This is a genomic window from Stenotrophomonas sp. BIO128-Bstrain (assembly GCF_030128875.1).
Lineage (GTDB): Bacteria > Pseudomonadota > Gammaproteobacteria > Xanthomonadales > Xanthomonadaceae > Stenotrophomonas > Stenotrophomonas bentonitica_A.
Map to the genome: position 1 here is coordinate 45552 of NZ_CP124620.1, position 17408 is coordinate 62959.

At 68.1% G+C, this 17408-nt stretch carries 12 protein-coding genes; 8 read left to right on the forward strand and 4 right to left on the reverse strand.

All coding sequences use genetic code 11. The features are described 5' to 3' along the window. Window positions 1-8 precede the first annotated feature (8 nt). Together POS15_RS00200 and POS15_RS00205 are read left to right on the forward strand one after the other, a co-directional pair. Window positions 9-2993 (forward strand): autotransporter domain-containing protein, encoded by a 2985-nt coding sequence (locus POS15_RS00200; protein ID WP_284128773.1) that lies wholly within the window; start codon window positions 9-11, stop codon window positions 2991-2993. A 159-nt stretch (window positions 2994-3152) separates the two neighbouring features. Further along, a complete protein-coding gene (locus POS15_RS00205) occupies window positions 3153-4196 on the forward strand; it encodes a S41 family peptidase (protein WP_284128774.1) in 1044 nt (347 codons plus the stop codon). A gap of 55 nt (window positions 4197-4251) precedes the next feature. Here POS15_RS00205 and POS15_RS00210 read toward each other — a convergent pair whose 3' ends face one another. Next, window positions 4252-5472, reverse strand: a complete 1221-nt coding sequence (locus POS15_RS00210; RefSeq protein ID WP_019186231.1) for a multifunctional CCA addition/repair protein — start codon at window positions 5470-5472, stop codon at window positions 4252-4254. 59 nt (window positions 5473-5531) lie between these two features. Continuing rightward, window positions 5532-7508, reverse strand: coding sequence for a transglycosylase SLT domain-containing protein (locus POS15_RS00215; RefSeq protein ID WP_284128775.1), 1977 nt, complete (start codon window positions 7506-7508; stop codon window positions 5532-5534). 55 nt (window positions 7509-7563) lie between these two features. Here POS15_RS00215 and POS15_RS00220 point away from each other — a divergent pair, with 55 nt between their 5' ends. The 3 genes from POS15_RS00220 (at window position 7564) to POS15_RS00230 (ending at window position 11639) form a co-directional block, all read left to right on the forward strand. Further along, window positions 7564-7812 (forward strand): hypothetical protein, encoded by a 249-nt coding sequence (locus tag POS15_RS00220; protein WP_019186229.1) that lies wholly within the window; start codon window positions 7564-7566, stop codon window positions 7810-7812. 112 nt (window positions 7813-7924) lie between these two features. Further along, on the forward strand, window positions 7925-10798 hold the full coding sequence (locus POS15_RS00225) for a TonB-dependent receptor (RefSeq protein WP_284128776.1): 2874 nt from the start codon (window positions 7925-7927) through the stop codon (window positions 10796-10798). 214 nt (window positions 10799-11012) lie between these two features. Then, complete coding sequence (locus POS15_RS00230) at window positions 11013-11639, forward strand: LysE family translocator (RefSeq protein WP_284128777.1); 627 nt, start codon at window positions 11013-11015, stop codon at window positions 11637-11639. 212 nt (window positions 11640-11851) lie between these two features. Here the strand turns inward: POS15_RS00230 and fhuE are convergent, their stop codons facing one another. Continuing rightward, the gene (gene fhuE / locus POS15_RS00235) at window positions 11852-14017 is read right to left on the reverse strand and encodes a ferric-rhodotorulic acid/ferric-coprogen receptor FhuE (RefSeq protein ID WP_046274408.1); all 2166 of its coding nucleotides are present in this window, start codon (window positions 14015-14017) and stop codon (window positions 11852-11854) included. 373 nt (window positions 14018-14390) lie between these two features. Here fhuE and POS15_RS00240 point away from each other — a divergent pair, with 373 nt between their 5' ends. From POS15_RS00240 to POS15_RS00250, 3 genes are all read left to right on the forward strand, one after another. Further along, on the forward strand, window positions 14391-14870 hold the full coding sequence (locus tag POS15_RS00240) for a VOC family protein (RefSeq protein WP_284128778.1): 480 nt from the start codon (window positions 14391-14393) through the stop codon (window positions 14868-14870). Between the two features lie 103 nt (window positions 14871-14973). Next, window positions 14974-15825: an AraC family transcriptional regulator gene (locus POS15_RS00245; RefSeq protein WP_284128779.1), complete on the forward strand. Its 852-nt coding sequence runs from the start codon at window positions 14974-14976 to the stop codon at window positions 15823-15825. Between the two features lie 41 nt (window positions 15826-15866). Further along, window positions 15867-16904 carry an alpha/beta fold hydrolase gene (locus tag POS15_RS00250; RefSeq protein WP_284129674.1) on the forward strand — a complete coding sequence of 346 codons (1038 nt, stop codon included), beginning with the start codon at window positions 15867-15869 and terminating at the stop codon, window positions 16902-16904. A 6-nt stretch (window positions 16905-16910) separates the two neighbouring features. Here POS15_RS00250 and POS15_RS00255 read toward each other — a convergent pair whose 3' ends face one another. Further along, entirely contained in the window at window positions 16911-17390 is a 480-nt protein-coding gene (locus POS15_RS00255) for an Lrp/AsnC family transcriptional regulator (protein WP_019186256.1), read from the reverse strand. Window positions 17391-17408: the final 18 nt, after the last annotated feature.

A 17408-nucleotide genomic window follows, 5' to 3' on the forward strand; every position in this document is an offset into this window, starting at 1 on the left:
TGCGCTCCATGCCCGCTTCGCCGTCACGCACTGTGCTGGCCGTCCGTATTTCGCAGTGGTTGCGCCGAGGCTGTGGAGGGGCACTGGGCACGGTCCTGCTCGCCGGTGCCGCGCCAGCCTGGGCGGGGTGCGACAACCCCGCTCCCGGCCAGGACCAGACGGTGACCTGCTCGGCGGCAGCGCCCAATCCGGACCCGGTCGCGATCGTCACCGCTGCCGGTGCGTCCAACACCACCATCAACGTGCTGGCCAACGCGCAGCTCGCGGTCGCCAGCGGCAACGCGATCACCGTGCAGACCGGCAGCGGCCACGTCATCAACAACACCGGCAGCATCATCGCCAACGCCGGCCGCGCCCTGCAGCTCAACGGCGCCACTTACCTGGTCAACCGCGGCACGATCAGCGGCAGTACCGGCGGCGTCGTGTCCGGTGCGGGCAACGACCGCATCGACATGCTCGGCGGCAGCATCCAGGGCGGCGTGCTGCAGGGCGCAGGCAACGACGCGCTGGTGATCCGCGACGGCGTGATCGACAGCGTCGACCAGGGCGATGGGCAGGACAGCCTGGAGATCAGCGGCGGCAGCGTCACCGGCACCGTGCAGCAGGGCTCGGGCATCGATACCTTCCTGATGACCGGCGGCAGCATCGGCGCGCTGCTGCAGGGCGATGCCCTGGACCGCTTCCGCATGACCGGCGGGCGCATCGTCGGTGCATTCGACGATGGCGACTACGCCGAGATGACCGGCGGTCGCATCGGCCGGGTCAACATGAAGCTCGACGACAACACCTTCCTGATGTCCGGCGGCACCATCGACGGCAACCTCGTCACCGGTTTCGGCCGCGACACCATCGTGCTGTCGGACGGGTACATCGGCGGCAACATCAGCGTCAGCGGTGGCGACGATGCGGTCACCATCACCGGCGGCACCGTGCGCGGCGAGATCCGCCTGAGCTTCGGCAACGACAGCCTCACGTGGAACGGCGGCGGCGTGGTGCACGGGGCGATCGACTTCGGCGAAGGCGATGATGTCGCGCAGCTGAGCAACCTCAACAACGCCCACCTGGGCGCGCTGCCGTCTTTCGATGGCGGGCTGGGCAACGACGTGCTCGGCCTGGACAACGTCAAGACCAGTGGCGTGGCGCGCTTCACCAACTGGGAACAGGTGGCCCTGCGCGACGATACCCAGCTGACGTTCGATGGCACGTGGGTGCTGGGCGACAGCGGCAGCGGCACGGGCAGCCTGGACATCGATGCCACCAGCGCGGTGTTCGGGGGCGGCAGCAACGGCGTCCTCGCCCCGTTCGTGGCCGGGCAGCTGGCCACGCTCACCAATGCCGGCCGCATCGACCTCAGCAATGGGGGCGGCGTCGGCGATACCTTCACCGTGGTGGGCAACTATGTCGGCAACGGTGGCGCGCTGTACCTCAACACGGTGCTGGGCGACGACAGTTCGCTGTCGGACAAACTGGTGATCTCCACCGGCAGCGCCACTGGCACCACCGGCGTGGGCATCCTCAACGCCGGCGGCACCGGCGCGTCCACGGTGGCTGACGGCATCCTGGTGGTGCAGGCGATCAACGGTGCGACCACCGCGCCCACCGCGTTCGCGTTGTACAACCCGGTCGCTGTTGGTGCCTACGAGTATTTCCTGTTCAAGGGCGGCGTCAGCGGCGGCACCAGCGAAAACTGGTATCTGCGCTCGACCCTGGTGGCCAGCGTGACCCCGGCGCCCACACCGCCGCCGGGTGGAGTCACCACGCCGCCGCCCCCGCCGCCGGAGGGCGCCGGGACCCCGCCGGCGGAGCTGCCACCGGCGCCGCCACCGCCGCCGGACGTCAATCCGCCGGATGATCCCAACCCGGCCGCGCCGGAGCCGGCACCACCGCCGGAGCCGGTTGATCCGGCCGACGTGGCGCCGCCCACCATCGATACCCCGCCGCCGGTGCCCACCGACGTGGCGGCGGTGCCCGGGCCGCTGGCGGTGCCGCCCACGCCCGGTGCGCGCCCGGCGCAGGGCGACATCATTCCGCTGTACCGCTTCGAGACCGGCCTGTATTCCGTGGTGCCGCCGCTGCTGCGCGAAACCAGCCTGGCCAGCCTGGGCACCTTCCACGAACGCCAGGGCGAGCAGCGGCTGTTGGCCGGGCAGGGCGGCGTGCGCGCGGCATGGGCGCGGATGGTCGGGCAGAGCCACGAACAGCACTGGGAAGGCGACGCGCAACCGGGCTTCGACGGCGACATCCAGGGCATCCAGGCCGGCCTGGACCTGTACGCCAACGCGGCAGAGGAGCACCGCGACCAGTTCGGCGTGTTCGTCGGCCGTACCCGCGCACAGGGCAACGTGAGCGGATTCGCGATTGGCTGGGAAAACGTGGCGGTAGGCCGCACCCGGCTGGATGACAAGCACGTGGGTGTGTACTGGACCCGCGCCGGCAGTGCCGGCGGCTACCTGGACGCGGTGGTGATGCAGAGCCGCTACGACGGCGACGCCACCTCCTCACGCGGGCTGGGCATCGACGTGCGCGGCGATGGCACCACCGCTTCGCTGGAAGTAGGCAAGCCGCTGCTGCGGTTCGGGCAGAGTGCGTGGTGGCTGGAGCCACAGCTGCAGGTGATCTGGCAGCGCACCTCGGTCGACGACGCCGGCGACGCGGTGTCCTCGCTGCGCTTCAACAACGACAACGCCTGGACCGGACGCGTCGGCCTGCGCCTGGCTGCCGACTACGACATCGCCGGCAACGGCTGGCAGCCTTACGTCAAGCTCAACTACTGGCAGACCCTGGACGGGGAAGACCGCATCGATTTCGATACCAACCGCATCCTCAACCAGCAGGATTCACGCGCGCTGGAAATGGGCGTGGGCGTCGTAGCACGCTTCAACAGCACCGTCAGCGCGTTTGCGGTGGCCGATTACACGCGCGACCTGGAAAGCAGTGCGCAGAAGGAGCGCAAGGTGATCGAAGGCAATATCGGGTTGCGGTTGGACTGGTAGGGCGACAGCCAGCAGGGATCCGCGGCGGCACGCCGGGCGCAACCGGCGCTGCCGACCGCGTTGTAGCGTGAGGCATCGCTGGTTATGCGAACGGCGCACTGTTCCGGCTGGCGGGTGCAGCGGTAAGCTGCAGCCTCTTCACTACAGGGATGTAGCGCGATGATCGCAGGACGTTGCGGGTGGTTGATGGTGGGCTTGGCAGCGGCAAGTGGCGCTGCAAACGCACAGGACGTCCCCAGCGCCGAGGCGCAGGCGCGGATCCTGGACCTGCTGCAGCAACAGTCGCTGTATCGCGACCGCGTGGAGTGGCCCAAGGCCCGCGCGGAGCTGGCGGCCGCGCGCGACCCGGCGCAGACGCGACGGGTGCTGGACGATGTGATCCAACGCAGCAGCGGTGGGCACGGGCGGTGGACGTCCGCCAACGAATTGAGCGCGCAGTCCAGGCGCGCACAGGCCACGCAGGCGGCGATGGGGGCTGCGCCCACTCAGACAGATGACGCCAGCGGCGGACCGACAGCACGGCTGGGGTGGATCAAGGTGGGCGCCTACATGGACGATTCCTCCCAGCCCAAGGACGTGCAGTACCAAGCCCGCAAGCAGGCGGCCCTTGCGCTGCAGACGCGCATCCGGGAGCAGGATGATGGCGACCGTTGTGGCTGGGTGGTCGACCTGCGCAGCAACACTGGCGGCAACATGTGGCCCATGCTGCTGGGGATGGGCCCATTGCTGGGCGATGCGAAGACGGCGGATCCGGTGGGCATGTTCCTACTGGCCGATAAACGCCAGCCGTGGGCGTATCGCGAGGGTGCGGTCTGGCTGGACAGCAAGTCGGTGGTCGGATCGCGCCACACCCAGTACACGCTGCGCAACCCGGGCGCGCCGGTGGCCGTCCTGATGGGGCCGCGTACTGCCAGTTCCGGTGAGGCATCGGTACTGGCGTTCCGCGGCCGGCCCGCCTCGCGCAGCTTCGGCCAGCCCACTTCCGGCTATTCCACCGCCAATATCCCCCAGCGTCTGCCCGATGGCAGTCTGCTGTTGTTGACCACCAGCGTGATCGCCGACCGCAACGGCGTAGGCGACGGCCACCGCCTGCAGCCGGACGTCATGGTGGGCGCAGGGCAGGACGCGGCAGCGATGGCGCGCGAATGGCTGCTTGCGCAGCCGGCCTGCAACCAGGCTGCTGCGATCGCCGATACCCGCTGACAGCGGGTGTGCCGGACCGGCCCGACACTGTGCGGGCCGGCACGGGCACACACGTTCAGCGCAGCGCGGCAATCGCCTGCGTGCGTGCCTTGGCCAGCTGCTCCCCCACCGCGGGGCCCTTGAGGTGAGTCAGGTCCAGATCGCGTGCCTGCACCGCCAGCGCAGCGCGATGCAGCCGCTGGAGCGTTTCACCCTGCGGGTAGTCGCTGTCCTCGAAGCCCAGCCGGCCCCGCTTGTCGGCCTCGCAGCACAGCGCGATCTGCGCGATCCGCTCCGGGCGGCGGAAGCCGTCGCAGCGGGCCAGCAGTTCCAGCACGGTGGCATCGCGCAGTTCGTCGATGCGGTGCACGTTGAGATGATCGCGGCAGACCGCTTCGGCCAACTGGCGGTGATCGACCGGCACCTTCAGTCGATCGGCCAGGGCACGCAGCGGGGCCACCCCGCGCTGCTCATGCATGATGTGGCGCGGCCATTCCTCTGGCGGGGTCAGGCCCTTGCCGAGGTCGTGGGTCAGCGCGGCGAAGCCGATCAGGTCATCGCCCGGTGCCAGCTGCGCGGCCATGTCGCTGACCATTTCCTGGTGCACGCCGGTATCCACTTCGGGGTGGAACTCCGCGCGCTGCGGCACCCCATACAGTGCTTCCAGCTCGGGCAGGATCGGGCCCAGTGCATGGGCATCATGCAGCGTGCGCAGGAAGGCGGACGGCCGCGCGGAGGCGAGGGCGCGTCGCAGCTCCTGCCAGACACGTTCGGGCACCAGTGCCTCAAGCTCACCGCTGGCGGCGATCTGCTGCATCAGGGCCATCGTCTCCTCGGCCACGGTGAAGCCGAGCGGGGCGAAGCGCGCCATGAAGCGGGCCGCACGCAGCACGCGCAGCGGATCTTCGATGAAGGCCGGGCCGACGTGGCGCAGCACGCGTTGCTCGATATCGCGCACGCCGCCATAGGGATCCACCAACGTGCCGGTGGCCTCATCGCAGGCGATGGCGTTGATGGTGAAATCGCGGCGCTGCAGGTCTTCTTCCAGCGTCACCGACGGGTCCGCATCGACCACGAAACCGCGGTAGCCGCGTCCGGATTTGCGCTCGGTCCGGGCCAGTGCGTATTCCTCACCGCTGTCCGGATGCAGGAACACCGGGAAATCACGGCCCACGGCCTTGTAGCCCTGCGCTTCCATCTGCGCCTGGGTGGCCCCGACGACAACCCAGTCGCGGTCGCCGGGGGAACGCTGCAAGAGGCGGTCGCGCACGGCGCCGCCAACCAGATAGATTTTCATGTGCCCATGATGCCGCAGTGGACCAAGGCCACGCCAACCGGTTGGCATACCGGTGCCGGTCAGTCGCCACCCTTGTCGGCATTTGCCGCGCAGGCGAAGGTCTTGCGCTTGACCTGCAGGCGGCCGTTCATGCGGTCGGTCACCGGCAGCGCATCGCCGTTCAAGCGCCAGTCGTAGATCACGCTGAAGGCCAGGATGCGCGCGACATACTCGCGGGTTTCCTTGTAGCTGATGGTCTCGATCCAGATGTCCGGATCGAACCCCGGGCGCTGCGACTGCCAGCGGGCGGTCGGGGTCGGGCCGGCGTTGTAGGCGGCGATGGTGACGTAGGGCAGGCCCTCGTACTTGTTCATCAGCTGGCGCAGGTAGGCGGTGCCGATGGCGATGTTGGTGTCCGGATCGTAGAGGCTGGCGGCACCAACGTAGTTGGTCAGGCCGATCGACTTGGCCACGGCAGCGCCGGTCGCCGGCAGCACCTGCATCAGGCCCATCGCGTTGGCGGGCGAGCGCGCCTTCGGGTTGAAGATGCTTTCGGCGCGGATCTCCGCGGCCACCCAGGCCGGGTCGATCGCGTTGCGCGCCGATTCGCGGCGGATGCTGTCATCGTGGTGCAGCGGGAAGCGCAGCGAATACAGGCGCTGCTCGTCCGGGGTCTTGCCGAGCGAGAACACCGCACGGTCGAACCAGCCGTTGTCGCGCGCCACTTCCACGGCCAGGCGACGCTGCGTGTTGTCGTAGCGGCTCAGCGCGTCGTTCCACTCGGCCACGGCCCAGCCGGCACGCTCGATCTTGAACAGTTCCATGGCCCGCACGATCGCCGGGTCACGGGCGACTGCCGCCTGCGCCTGGGCACTGTCATTGGGTACCCACGGGCACAGCGTGTAGTTCTGGCCGAGCTGGTCGGCCGCCAGGAAGCCATGGAAGGTGGCCGCGCGGGCTGCCTCACGGAAGGCGGCCTGCGCCTCGCTGCGCTTGCCGGTCTTGTCCAGCATGCGCGCTTCGAAATAGCGCCAGCGCGAGTCGGCCCGCTGGGTGGGGCCCATCTTGCGGATGGCGGTCAGCGCCGCCGGCCAGTCGCCGCGCGACAGCGCCTCACGCGCGCGCCACTCGTGCAGGCGTTCGTCGTAGGCGGACTCGGGCACTGCATTGAGGCGGCGGGCGGATTCGGGACCGTAGGAAGCCACCGTCCACAGGGCGATCTGATACAGCACCTGCGCGCGCTGGGCGGCGCTCAACTGCAGGGCGTCGGCGTACTGCGGCAGCTGCTGCTCGGTCGCACCCGGGTCGGCCTTGGCCAGCTTGGCCAGGCCGTCAGTGGCGATGCGGCGGCTGCGCTCGTTGCGCGGCCAGTTCAAGGCGCTGGCGTTGGGTTTGTCGACGAAGGCGGCATAGGTGTTGGCCAGCGCGAGGTCGGCGGCCGGCAACCCGCGCGCGGCGCTGCGCATCACCGCCGGCTGCTGCTCGTCGGCAGCGGCGTCGATGCGTGCCCAGCGCAGTTCGGCGTTCATGCCGCCCTTGGCATCCAGGACCGCGAACACCGGGTCGCAGGCATCAGGCAACGACTTGCCGGTGCTGCGCCAGATCGCCTGTGCTTCGGTGACCCACTGCGCGTCGGCCTTGCCGGTGGCCTGCCGTGCGTTGAGCTGCGCGCAGCGCAGCCCGACGTTGGAGGTGTCGGTCCAGTTGGCCAGCAGCGTCGGCCAATCCTGGCGTCGCGCCACCGCGGGCAGCCACACATTGCGGAAGCTGGTGGCCACGGCCTGGCCGTTGTAGCGCTTCAGGAAGTCCTGGGCCTGCGTATTGCTGACGGTGTCGATGTTGCGCCGCAGGTTGGCGAATTCGACCCAGCCATACAGCGGGTGCCGACTCAATGCGGCCGCCTGGGCCGGGTCGAACTGGCCGCGCTCGGCGTTGTCGATGACGGCTTTGAGCTGCGCGCGCTGTGCGTCCAGGTTCTGGGCATCGGCCACCGGGCTGACCCCGGAGCAGGCCAGCAGGACGGTCGCGCTGAAGAAATACAGGGGAAGTCGAGTCATGCCGGAAAGCATAACGGGGGCGGGTGAAACACGGTGATGGCAATCCGACTCGAGGATGAACGAATCCATGCCGATGCTGCGCATGGCGGCCGATCCCGACGCGCATCGTGTCGTCATGGCCAGAATTCCAGCGGCCGCGACCGACGCCGGCGTGGCGCAGATCGCCTACCTCCACCCGCAGTGTGATGACGCCTTGCCGGCGCCCAACGCCTTGGAAAAACAAGCGCGTTCCTCGATGTGGAGCGCAGCGTGGGCCTCATGGGAAGGCATCCGCTTCGTAGTCGGCTTTGTCGATTCGGTGTGAAAGCGAGGCGCGCGTCACTCCTTCACATTTACAGGTTGTTTACAAAGGAGACACTGCCGCCATGCAGGGGGACGCGGCAGCCCCGCCCACCATTCCTTTGGAGAGAGAGCGAATGAACAACCTGCATCACCGCCCATTGGCGGTTGCCGTATCGCTGTGCCTGCTGCTGGCTGCACCCGCCCTGGCCAGCGCGCAGGACGCGCCACGCAGTACGACCGATCTGGACCGGGTGGAAGTGACCGGCAGCCGCATCAAGCGGGCCGAAGTGGAAGGGCAGGTGCCGATCCAGACCCTGACCCGTACCGAGATCGAACGCACCGGCCTGACCTCCATCGGCGAGGTGCTGCAGCAGCTGACCGGCTCCGGTTCGGCGCTCAATGCGAAATTCAACTCGTCAGGCAACTTCGGCTTCCCCCCCGATGGCAGCGGTGTGGGTGCGGGCTCGGCCCAGGTCGATCTGCGTCACCTGGGTGCCAAGCGGGTGCTGGTGCTGGTCGATGGCATCCGCTGGGTCAACGAATCGTCCGCCTCCGGCGTGGGCGCGGCGACAGACTTGAACACCATCCCGCTGGCCATCGTCGAGCGCATCGAAGTACTCGAAGACGGCGCGTCGTCGCTGTACGGCTCCGACGCCATCGCCGGTGTGGTCAACATCATCACCCGCCGAGAATTCGACGGCGCGCAGGTGACGATGAATTACGGCGAGTACACCAAGGGCGATGGCACCCAGAAGGGCGTGGACCTGGCCTGGGGCACCAGCGGTGACCGCTACACCCTGTTCCTGGGGGCGAGCTGGACCAAGCAGGACCCGGTGTATGCGCGCGATCGCGAGCAGTCGCGCTTCCCGATTCCCGGCACCGGGCTGGCCTTCGGCAGCGGTGGCATTCCGCAGGGACGCTTCTCTTTCGTCGACCCCAACACCGGTGCGAAGCAGGACATCGTGCCCAATACCGGCGTAAGCAGCCCGCGTTACGACGGCAGCGCCGGCTGCACCCGCAGCGATGACTACCACTGCTTCACCTCGGCCGACCGGTTCAACTTCGCCGAGTACAACATGGTGCTCACGCCGTCCGAGCGGAAGGGCATCTTCGGCCAGTTCCGCTTCGACCTCACCGATGACATCCAGTGGTACATCAAGGCACTGGGCAACCGTCGCGAGTCCACCAACCAGGCCGCACCGGAGCCGCTGTTCTTCGGGCCCGATGGCGCCACCGGTAATCCGCTGGCGGACAACATCGTCGTCTCCGGGCTCAATCCCTACAACCCGTTCGGCTTCGATCTGGTCGCCTCGGGCAACATGAGCCTGATCGGCCGTCGCCCGGTCGAAGGCGGCGCGCGCGTGTTCGAGCAGGAGGTCAATACCCAGTACTTCGCCACCGGCCTGGTCGGCCAGTTCCAGGCCGCCGACCGCAGCTGGTTCTGGGACCTCAACGGCATGTACAGCAAGAACAAGGCCGAGCAGACCAACTACGGCAGCTACGACATCTACAAGGTCAACATGGCGCTGGGTGATCCCGCGTTGTGTGCGGCCACGCCCGGCTGCGTACCGTTGAACATCTTCGGTGGCGTCGGCTCGATCACCCCGGAGATGCTGCGCTGGATCCAGCCGGTGGTGCGCGACCGCAGCCAGAACGAGTTGAGCCTGTTCACCGCCAACCTGAGCAGCGAACTGTTCACCCTGCCGGCCGGCCCGGTCTCCTTCGCCACCGGCTATGAATACCGCAAGTACGAGGGCCGCTACGATCCGGATCCGCTGACCGTTATCGGCCACTACAACGGCGTGCCGTCGTTGCCCACCTCCGGTTCCTACGATGTCAACGAGGCCTACCTGGAGCTGAGCGTGCCGATCTTCGCCAAGAGCGCGCTCGGCGAGAAGCTCGACCTGAGCCTGGCCGGTCGCTACTCGGACTACTCCACCTTTGGCGGCGAGTTCACCCCCAAGTACGGCCTGCGCTGGCAGGTGACCAATGACTTCGTGCTGCGCACCAGCTACGCCGAAGGCTTCCGCGCACCCTCCATCGGCGAGCTGTACGGCTCGGCCGCGCGCGCCGACCTGCAGCTGTTCGATCCCTGCTCGGTCGGGCTCGGCGGTACCCCGCCGCGCGGCAGCGCCGCCAACTGCGCCGCGCTGGGCGTGCCGGACGGTTTCCAGCAGGCCAACTCGCAGATCTCGGTCACCACCGGCGGCAACGCGGAGCTGGATCCGGAGCGCTCGCGCAGCTTCAGCGCCGGCTTCGTGTGGAGCCCGTGGTTCGGCAGCAATGCGTCCTGGTCGGAGCGATTCGACGTGGAGGTGACGTTCTACCGCCACCACATCGAAGGTGCGATCCAGGCCATCAACGCGCAGACCCAGCTCGACCTGTGCGTGGATACGCTGGACCCGCTGTATTGCGACGGCATCACCCGTGCCGGCACCGGTGCGGTCAGCGGCTTCAACAACCGGCTGACCAACCTGGGGTCGATCAAGACCGATGGCTGGGACGTGGACCTGTTCTGGACCCTGCCGCAGACGGAGATCGGCCAGTTCAAGCTGGGTTGGCAGAACACCTTCGTCGGCCGCTATGAGGCCCTTGGTGCAGCGGGCCAGAAGCAGCCGCAGGGGCCCGGCGTGGAGGTGGCCGACAGCTCGATTCCGGAGTGGACCAGCAATGACACGCTCAGCTGGAACCTGTCCAACTGGAATGCCTCCTGGACAGTGCGCCACATCTCCAAGCTCACCGAAGAGTGCGGCGACGTGGCCGCCTTCCCGATCTGCGGCAACCAGGCCGAGGGCACCAACGAGCTGGCCGCGACCACCTTCCACGACATGCAGGTGGGCTACCGGTTCGACTGGATGAAGGGGCTGCAGCTCAGCGCCGGCCTGAACAACGTGTTCGACAAGGATCCGCCGATCTGCCTGTCGTGCTCGCTCAACGGGTATGACGCCTCGACCTACGACATCCCGCGCGGGCGCTACTGGTACCTGCGCGCGGACCTGCGGTTCTGATCGCAGGCTGATGAGGAGGTGACACACCGGGGCGCTGTGAGGCGCCCCGGTGGCGGCGTGCAGCCGCGCCGGTCAGGCCCCGCTGCGTGCGGGGACGGACAGATGCGTTGCGCACACCGGCCATCGCGCGTGCCTGGCATGCCGGTGCTGTCTGCGTCAGGCATCATGGGGAGCCGGCCAGCGGCCGGCACTACCTCTCTTGAACTGCGTTGCCATGAACCTGCATACCTGGTGGATTTTCGCCGTCACCGTGTTCGTCCTGTGCGGCACGCCCGGCCCGAACATGCTGCACGTGATGACCCGCAGCGTGCGCGTCGGCTTCCGCCGCAGCATCGCGGCGATGGCCGGCTGCCTCACCGCGCTGGTGCTGGCCCTGGCGATCTCCGCCGCCGGGCTGGGTGCGGTGCTCAAGGCGTCGCCGATGGTGTTCGATGTGCTGCGCTACGCCGGTGTGGCGTATCTGGTGTACCTGGGGATCAAGGCATGGCGCGGTGGCGATGCGCCGATCGACGTCGGCAGTTCCATGGCGCTGGTCCCGAGCTCGCGTACCGTATTGTTCCGCGACGGCTTCATCATCGGGATCAGCAACCCCAAGCTGCTGCTGTTCGCCTCGGCGTTCCTGCCGCAGTTCGTCGATCTGAGTCAGCCGCAGCTGCCGCAGTTCGTGATCCTGGTGGCGACCTTCGCGGTGATGGAGATGTTCTGGTACACGGTGTATGCCGCCGGTGGCCGCGGGCTGGCTGGTCATCTGGCCAAGCCGGGGCTGCGCAAGGTGTTCGACCGCGTGGTCGGCACGATCTTCATCGGATTTGGACTGGCGCTGCTGCGCGCCAGGCCGTGATGATCTGGCGCTGCGCGCGCGGCGTTGAGGTAGTGCCGGCCGCTGGCCGGCAACCAGGCAGGACCGTCATCGTTCATGAGGCTGCCGGCCAGCGGCCGGCACTACCGGGGCCCGGCCATGCGGCGCCGCGCGGCCGTTGCCCATCGTGCAGAACGCAGAGAGCCGGGCAATGCCCGGCTCTCCCTTGTTGAAGCGATACGATCAAAGACCGGTCAGAACGACCAGTTGAAGGTGATCGAGCCATTGCGGCCGTCACCGTACGCGCCGTAGCCGTTGATCTGCGAGAAGTACGTCTTGTCCAGCAGGTTGTTGAGGTTGGCTTGCACGCTGAACTCCGGCGAGATGCGGTAGCGCACGAACGCGCTGACCAGCGCATAGCCACCCTGCTCGATACGGCCATAGGCCGGCACCGGATAGTAGATGCCGTTCTGCCAGTTGGCACCGCCACCGACCGTCAGCGCGCTCAGCGACTGCGGGGTATAGCTGGTGAACAGCTTGATGGTGGTCTGCGGCAGGTTGGTGTTGATGTCCGCATCGTTGATGTCCTTGGCCACGTAGCGCGAGGCACCAAAGGTCGCGTTCCAGCCCGGCGCCAGTTCGCCGTTGAGCTCGAACTCGAACCCACGGCTTACCGTGCCGCGTGCGGCGATGTAGGCGAACTCACCCGGGCGGCTGGGGATCAGCTCGCTGGTGACCTGCGCGACGTTGTCCTGCTCGATGCGGAACGCAGCGACGGAGGCGTTCAGGCGGTTGTCGAACCATGCGCCCTTGACGCCGATTTCGTAGCTCTTGCCGTCCACCGGATCGAGGTAGCTGCCGCTGCGGTCGCGCGCCGTCTGCGGCTGGAAGATCTCCGTGTAGCTGGCGTAGGTGGAGTAGGTGTCGTTGAGGTCGAACACCAGGCCGGCATACGGCGTGGTGACCTTGTGCGAACGGTCGGCGCCTTCGCCTTCACTCTTCCAGTCGGTGTAGCGCGCGCCGAGGATCAGCTTCAGCGGATCGGCCAGCGACAGGCGGGTGGCGACGTAGCCAGCCTTCTGGGTAATGGTGCCTTCGCTCTGCAGCGGCAGGGTGCCGACCCAGTTCGGTTCGGGGAAATCGGCCACACCGGCCAGATAGTTGTCCAGCGGCGCCCAGCCCATCTGGTAGTCGCCGTAGTTGGCGAACTCGCGCTTGTTGTAGCTCAGGCCGGCCATGAACTGGTGCTGCCGACCGAACAGCTGGAACGGACCTTCCACGAAGCCGTCCACCGCATTGACCTTGCGCTCGGTGTTGTAGAACCCTGCCGAGGGCGTAACGCCGGCGCCGGTGGTCTTGTCCAGCAGCGATGCACCGCTGGTCCAGTCGTTGTAGGCCGGGTAGAACAGCTTGTCGTCGGCCTTGGTCGTGTCGTGCGTTGCGCCGAGCTTGACCTTCCAGTCGTTGGTGAACGCATGCTCCAGCGTGGCGAACAGGCGCTTGCTGGTGGTGTCCCAATAGGTCCAGCGCGGGTTGGCGCTGAAGGATTCGTCGAACGGGGTCGGGCTGCCATCGGAGAACAGCATCGGGAAACCACCCCAGGTCGCGCCGTTGGCGCGCTTCTGCTGGTAGTCGTAGCCCACGCTCAGCTGCGTGTCCGGGGTCAGGTCGGCGTCGATCACCGCATAGCCCAGCGTCTTGTGCTGGTCGTAGCGGTCCATCTGTGATTCGGTATCCAGGTAGCTGCCGATCACGCGCGCGCGCACCGAGCCGCTGGCGTTCAGCGGGGTGGTCACATCCACCGTGCTGCGGGTGCGGCCCCAGCTGCCCACGTTCACCGACACGCTGCCGGTCAGTTCGGCACTGTCGGCATGCTTGCGGATCAGGTTCACCGAGGCGGACGGGTTGCCGGCGCCGCTGAGCAGGCCGGTGGCGCCACGCACCACTTCCACGCGGTCATACAGGGCCAGGTCCAGGCCGGAATCGCCGTAGCTCCAGTTCTGCACCATCTGGGTCGGCAGGCCGTCGAACTGATAGCTGTCGATGTAGAACCCGCGCGCGTAGAACTCGGTGCGTTCGGTATCGGACTGGGTGCTGCTGATGCCGGTGGTGTTGCCCAGCACGTCGATGATGTCATCCAGGTTCTGATCCTCGATGCGCTGGTGGCTGATGATGCTCACCGACTGCGGGATCTCGCGCGGGGCCAGATCGAAGCGGGTACCGGCCGAGGTCTTGCGGACCGAATAGCCTTCGGCGCGCTCGCCCTTGACCACGATCTTGTCCAGGGTGGTGGCGTCGGGGGCGGCGTCCTGCGCGAATGCGGGGGCGGCGGCGAGGGTGCACAGCGCCAGCATCAATGCCTGCGGCAGCGGGCGACGGAGCATCGACGGGCGGGACAGCACGTGGGCGGAGCGGGTCATCGGCGTTTCCAGAAGGGCGGCAACGGGCATGGCCGGCGTCCTGGGTGGCCTGCGGCGGAGCGGGGGTGGGGGCAGGAAGCGGCTGGCGGGGGCGGTGACCCGGCGCGGGCTCGATAACTGTTCACGGGTGCGCATCCCTTGCGCGACCCGGATCACACTATGGTAATGGCAATGATTCGCATCATCAACCGCATCCTGCGAGGCGTCCGGGCCGTACCCCATGCCGCGCAAGGCAACTGCGTATTCAGCTTCGGGACCTGACGGCGCGTGGCCGCACGGCGCGCGCCGGCCACCCTCGCGATGCCCGCGCGCAGGCTTAACACCTCCGCGCCTACCGTGAGCAGGCGCTATCCATCCCTTGCAGGAGACGCTCATGGCCAGCAAAAACACGGTCTGCCTCTGGTTCAATGGCACCGCACTGGACGCGGCAACGTTCTATGCCGCCACCTTCCCGGACAGTGCGGTACGCGCCGTCCACCATGCCCCTGGTGACTTCCCCTCCGGCAAGCAGGGCGATGTGCTGACGGTGGACTTCACCGTGGCCGGCATTGACTGCATCGGGCTCAATGGCGGCCCCGCGTTCAAGCACAGCGAAGCGTTTTCCTTCCAGATCGCCACCGATGACCAGGCCGAAACGGACCGGCTATGGAATGCGATCGTCGGCAATGGGGGCGAGGAAAGCGCCTGCGGCTGGTGCCGCGATAAGTGGGGCCTGTCCTGGCAGATCACCCCGCGGGTGCTGACCGAGGCGGTGACCAGTACCGATCCCGCGGTGGCCCGGCGCGCGTTCGAGGCGATGATGACCATGCGCAGGATCGACGTGGCGGCCATCGAAGCGGCGGTGAGGGGCTGAGACAACAGGCGCGGCGTGTTGCAGCGGACAGCAAGAACGATCAAATGACGTGCTGCAGGCTGGGTTACGCTGCGCACCCGTTCTTCGGCATGGATCTGGCGGTATGGGTGCGGCACGCAGGGCGCTCTGGTACATCGAAAGCCACTTCGCCGGGAATCCGTCGCTGGCCGATATCGCCGGCGTGGTGGGGCTCTCGCCGTTCCATCTCTCGCGGCTGTTCCAGCTCAGCACCGGTACCTCGGTGGTGCGTCATCTGCGCGGCCGCCGGCTGACCGAGGCCGCGCGCCAACTGGCGGGCGGCGCCGGTGACATTCTCGGTGTCGCACTGTCCGCCGGCTACGCCTCGCACGCCGCATTCACCCGCGCGTTCACCGAGCAGTTCGGGCGATCGCCCGAGCAGGTGCGCGAGCGGGGGCTGGCGGGGGTGGTGCTGGTCGAGGCGCTGAAACTCATCGACACCTCGGCGCCCTGCACGATCGAACCCCGACGCGAGCACCGCGGCGGCCTGCGCGTGGCCGGGATCGGTGCGCGCCACACGTCTGCGAGCGTCGCCTCGATTCCCTCGCAATGGCAGCGCCTGGAGGAGGCGCATGGCCTCGGCGCGGAGATCGCCTATGGCGTGTGCGGCAACAGTGATGCCGAGGGAGGCTTTGATTACATCGCCGGCGTGGAGATCAGTGCCTCCGCGCCCGTGCCCCCAGGCTGGCAGGCGATCACAATCCCGCCGCGCGAGTACCTGGTGGCGTGGCATGCCGGGCACATCTCGGCGATCCGCTCCACCTGGCTCTGGTTGTTGAACGACTATCTGCCGGCCTCCGGCCTGACCCTGGCCGATGCGCCGGACCTGGAGCGCTACGATGCGCGCTTCGATGACCGCAGCGGCCACGGTGGGGTGGAGATCTGGCTGCCGCTGACCGACATGCTGCACCTCAAGGAGACTGACCCATGCGAATGACCGCCCGTTGTTGTGCTGCGCTGCTCGCGCTGTGCCTGCCGATGTTTGCCGTTGGGGCGGTGCCGCCCGTTGGCGAGCGGCACGGCGTTGCGCACACACCCAGCGCCGCCGTGCGCGATGCCGGGCACCGCGACAGCGTGCGGTACACCGTGTGGTATCCGGCCCAGGCCGGCGTACGGGAAGCTGCGCTGACGATCGGGCCACCCGGTGCGCCGCTGTTCGAGGTCGGCACCGCCGCCGCCGATGCGGCCATCGCGGAGGGACACTGGCCGGTGCTGCTGCTCTCGCATGGCAATGGCGGCAGTGCGCGGATGATGGGCTGGTTCGGCATCGCCATGGCGCGGGCCGGCTACGTGGTCATCGCGGTGGATCACCCGGGCAACAACGGCGTGGACCCGATGACCGAGGCCGGCAGCATCCTGATGTGGAACCGCGCGGACGATCTGGCGGCGGCGCTGGCCGCGGTGCAGGCCGATCCCGTGCTGGCCAAGGCGATGGATGCCACGCGGCTGGGCGTGGCGGGCTACTCGGCCGGCGGGTTCACCGCCTTGGTCGCGGCCGGGGCCGACCCGCAACTGCAGCGCCTGCTGGCGTTCTGCCGCGCGCATCCCGCGGATGGAGTCTGCGTCCCGCAGGCGGAGAACCCGACACTGACCTTGGCGCAGCGCATGACCGCCGCGCAGACGCCGGCACTGGCACCGTGGGTCGCCCAGGCCGGTGACGACCGCGCCATTGAAGGGGTGGGCGCCGTCTTCCTGATCGCGCCGGCCATGATCCAGGCCTTCGCGCCGGAGGCGCTGGAGAAGGTAGCGCAGCCGGTATCGATCATCGTTGGTGCGGCCGACACGGTGGCCTCGCCGGCCACCAACAGCGACATCGCGGCGGCGGCCCTGCCCAAGGCGACGTTGACCACCCTGCCGGCCGTCGGCCACTACGACTTCCTGTCCAGCTGTACCGCGCTGGGCCGCAAGCGCATCGGTGCACTGTGCCAGGTGGCGGCAGACCAGCAGGCCACGCACGGCGCTGCGATCACGGAAGCGAAAGCGCTGTTCGACGCGGCGTTGTCGGCCACGCGCTGACGCGGATTACTCCGCGAGGGGCACGTCCAGCCCACGCTTGAGGGTGCTCAGTGCCACCGCGGTGCGGAAGCGCTCGATGTTGTCGTCGTTGCCGAACAGCCGCTCGCTGATCGCCTCGTATTCCTCCATCGAGGCGGCGGTGAGGATCAACAGGAAATCGGCGTCGCCGGTAATCGCGTAGCACTGCTGCACGGCCGGGTCTTCCTGCACGCGCCGGCGGAACGGCGCGACCCGGTGCGGCTGCTCGCTGGCGACCCGGACCTCGACCATGATCGTCAGTGGCCGTCCCAGGCGTGCCTGGTCCAGCACGGCGACATTGGCGCGGATCACGCCCGTGTCTTCCAGACGCTTGATCCGCCGTTGCACGGCCGGGGCGGACAGGCTGACCGCCTCGGCGATCTCGCGCTGCGGGGTGGCGTTGTCGCGCTGCAGGATCGCCAGGATCGCGCGGTCGAAGCTGTCGGGGAGGTAAGGCGTGGCGGACATGGCGAGTGAAACATGCAG

Bases quoted from the DNA above. Each gene is read 5' to 3' on its own strand.
- POS15_RS00245 (WP_284128779.1), top strand. From the start codon at position 14,974: ATGGGTGCGGCACGCAGGGCGCTCTGGTACATCGAAAGCCACTTCGCC.
- POS15_RS00250 (WP_284129674.1), top strand. From the start codon at position 15,867: ATGTTTGCCGTTGGGGCGGTGCCGCCCGTTGGCGAGCGGCACGGCGTT.
- POS15_RS00215 (WP_284128775.1), bottom strand. From the start codon at position 7,508: ATGACTCGACTTCCCCTGTATTTCTTCAGCGCGACCGTCCTGCTGGCC.
- fhuE (WP_046274408.1), bottom strand. From the start codon at position 14,017: ATGACCCGCTCCGCCCACGTGCTGTCCCGCCCGTCGATGCTCCGTCGC.
- POS15_RS00255 (WP_019186256.1), bottom strand. From the start codon at position 17,390: ATGTCCGCCACGCCTTACCTCCCCGACAGCTTCGACCGCGCGATCCTG.
- POS15_RS00205 (WP_284128774.1), top strand. From the start codon at position 3,153: ATGATCGCAGGACGTTGCGGGTGGTTGATGGTGGGCTTGGCAGCGGCA.
- POS15_RS00220 (WP_019186229.1), top strand. From the start codon at position 7,564: ATGAACGAATCCATGCCGATGCTGCGCATGGCGGCCGATCCCGACGCG.
- POS15_RS00200 (WP_284128773.1), top strand. From the start codon at position 9: ATGCCCGCTTCGCCGTCACGCACTGTGCTGGCCGTCCGTATTTCGCAG.
- POS15_RS00240 (WP_284128778.1), top strand. From the start codon at position 14,391: ATGGCCAGCAAAAACACGGTCTGCCTCTGGTTCAATGGCACCGCACTG.
- POS15_RS00210 (WP_019186231.1), bottom strand. From the start codon at position 5,472: ATGAAAATCTATCTGGTTGGCGGCGCCGTGCGCGACCGCCTCTTGCAG.
- POS15_RS00225 (WP_284128776.1), top strand. From the start codon at position 7,925: ATGAACAACCTGCATCACCGCCCATTGGCGGTTGCCGTATCGCTGTGC.
- POS15_RS00230 (WP_284128777.1), top strand. From the start codon at position 11,013: ATGAACCTGCATACCTGGTGGATTTTCGCCGTCACCGTGTTCGTCCTG.